Origin of the sequence: Vibrio sp. V19_P1S1T109 (assembly GCF_002241375.1) — a bacterium.
Lineage (GTDB): Bacteria > Pseudomonadota > Gammaproteobacteria > Enterobacterales > Vibrionaceae > Vibrio > Vibrio anguillarum.
Genome location: NZ_NDIM01000178.1, coordinates 1 through 2,488, shown reverse-complemented (window position 1 = coordinate 2,488; position 2,488 = coordinate 1). Strand labels below are relative to the sequence as shown.

General features: G+C 39.3%; 2 protein-coding genes. Both read left to right on the top strand.

Annotated features, from left to right (window positions below; genetic code table 11):
- Positions 1-2,100, top strand: a 2,100-nt coding sequence (locus B9J87_RS08445) for a CS1-pili formation C-terminal domain-containing protein (protein ID WP_217898082.1), incomplete at its 5' end; no start/stop codon positions are given.
- A 48-nt stretch (positions 2,101-2,148) separates the two neighbouring features.
- The coding region (locus B9J87_RS08440) for a hypothetical protein (protein WP_141201557.1) at positions 2,149-2,488 on the top strand (340 nt) is incomplete at its 3' end.

Below are 2,488 nucleotides of genomic sequence, written 5' to 3'. Positions count from 1 at the left end.
GGGAAATGTAGTGTAAATTGCTCTGTGAATATATTAATGGCGTATTATAGCCTAGATAAATCTCAGCTTTCTATCATAACTCGTCAGGCTGAGATGCGAGAAAGTGAAGATAACTACCTGACATTACCTGACGAAAACCTAGGGTTGTTACTGCGCAATCAACTCCGTTGGGTTTCTGAAGGAGAAAAACAGACTGGTTTGCTGAACTTTCAGTTAGAAGGTAATGTCGATTCGTGGACGCTATTCTCAGAAGGAGATGTAGTCAAAGGTGATTATAATCAACAAAGTATCCGGCAAGCTTATATCGAGCAGCTTAATCGTAAATACTACACTCGCTTCGGATATTTCACTCCTGATTCACAAGGATTAATTCATCAACAGAATTATTTTTCATCTAACGATATTAATACTGTAGGCGTTATGTTTGGTAATTCAGATTTATTACGCAAAGATCAAGGGGTGCCAAGTTTAGTCCCAATTCAATTAACCAGTGCACGTCCCGGAATCGTCGAAATTTACAAAAATGGTCAGTTATTGCAATCGCAACTGATTCAATCTGGTTTACAGATGCTCGATACCAAGACACTGCCGGCAGGTATTTACGAGATCGAACTTCGCATACTTGAGGATGGTCAAGAAACTCAAAGAAAAACTGAGATGGTGTATAAGCCATCAAGTTGGACGACACCAGAAGATCGTTGGCGTTATAACCTTTACGCAGGTTGGCAGGTTCCGCTCTGGAGCAATATTGATGAGGATATCCCAAAAGTATTAACTGCCGGTGTAGAGTTGAATCATTTACTAACACCCTCAACGATAGTAGGTATTGGAAATCGTTATGCTGATAAACGTTTACACCAGTCAATATCATTCGATTGGAACGTTTCACCTTCACTGCGTTGGTTGAGTACTCTGAACCACAGTGAAGGAATAGGTTGGGGATATAATGCACAAGGCATAATAAATTTGAACACTATTAACATGGTACTAGGTCATACTGCTCGACATACAACTCATCATGATGATGCATCAACCGCTTACTTTTCTATGCAGTATCCGTTGCTACGTTGGGGAAGCACAAATCTTTATCTTGCTCATCAGCCTAAACAGGGTTCATCGGTTAACCTTAGTTGGAGTTATGCAGAGCGTTGGCAAGGTGAATGGGTAAACTGGGGTTTAACCTTGTTTGATCGTCCAGGAAGCTTAAGTACTAATAATGAGAGAGATCGCGGTGCAAGGCTTTCATTTTCAATCAGTTTTGGTTATGGAAATGGAAATTTATCATTGGGTTTGGGTAGCCGTACTTCACGCTCAGGTGAACAAGATCAAGAGTTCAGTTTGAATTATCAACAACAAATGGACTTAGGACCTTTAAAACAGATCAGTGCAGGTATAACTCAAGACAATTATGGTTCAGGCTTTTCGGGTTATGGCCGCTACTCTGCCGATTGGGTAGATGGAGATGTTTTTATGCAAAATTCCTCATATAATCGTGATTGGTCATACGGCGTAAATATGGACAGTTCGATCGCGATCAATCGAAAAGGTAGCGCAATTGGCTCTGGAGGTGGCCAACAAGAAGCTGCTATGATTTTAGATATTGAATCTGATACAGCAGAGGCTCGTTTGCGCGTATCTAGCGATGGTGGGAAGAGTATGACCTTAGGTAGTGGACGACACTTAGTACCTGTGGCGGCCCTTGAAAATGGAACCTTACAATTTGATATGATTGACCAATACTCTTCGCCATTGACCATTCGTCCTGCATTTGTGCCATATTATTTAAACCGAGGCGGCGTTGGTTATCACAAAGTCCAAGTCGTGAAAACAGTGACTGTAATTGGTCGTTTAGTTGATGAACATGCTCAACCATTAGGAGGTGCAAAAGTGATCAATCATGTTGGAAGGACGGTGAGTGAACCTGATGGATTCTTTGTCGTTGATGTCAGTTTAAAACAACCGAGCTTAACCGTTGAAAATGAATACCAGAGTTCCTGTGAATTTTCATTGGGTGATTTAAAAAATGGATCTATACACGATACTATCTTAGTTGGAGACTTATTGTGTAAGTCTAGTAGCATTGCAAAACAATATAATTAACGTACACCTGTACTACAAATTCTCTTTAGTTCAGAATGGTTTCTAAAAATGAACATGCTCTATAAAAAAAACATAACACTTATGCTTTTTATGTTTCCGATACTTTCTTATTCGGCTGTGTTTGATATTAATGCTGAATATAAGCCAGATGCTTTTATGAATGGTGCGGAGTTTATTAATACTACGCCATGCTATACTGAACTTTCTGAAGGGTTGCCATGGCCTATTGGATTTTGTAATACTAGTGCACCGATGAAAGATACTACTATTGTTTCAATGCCGGTCAATCTTACTAGAACACCAAAATATAATGGGGTATGGCGAGATGATTTATTCTATTTTAAGGTTTTTAAACCAAAAACAATTATGTTAAATAATTTTAATGGAG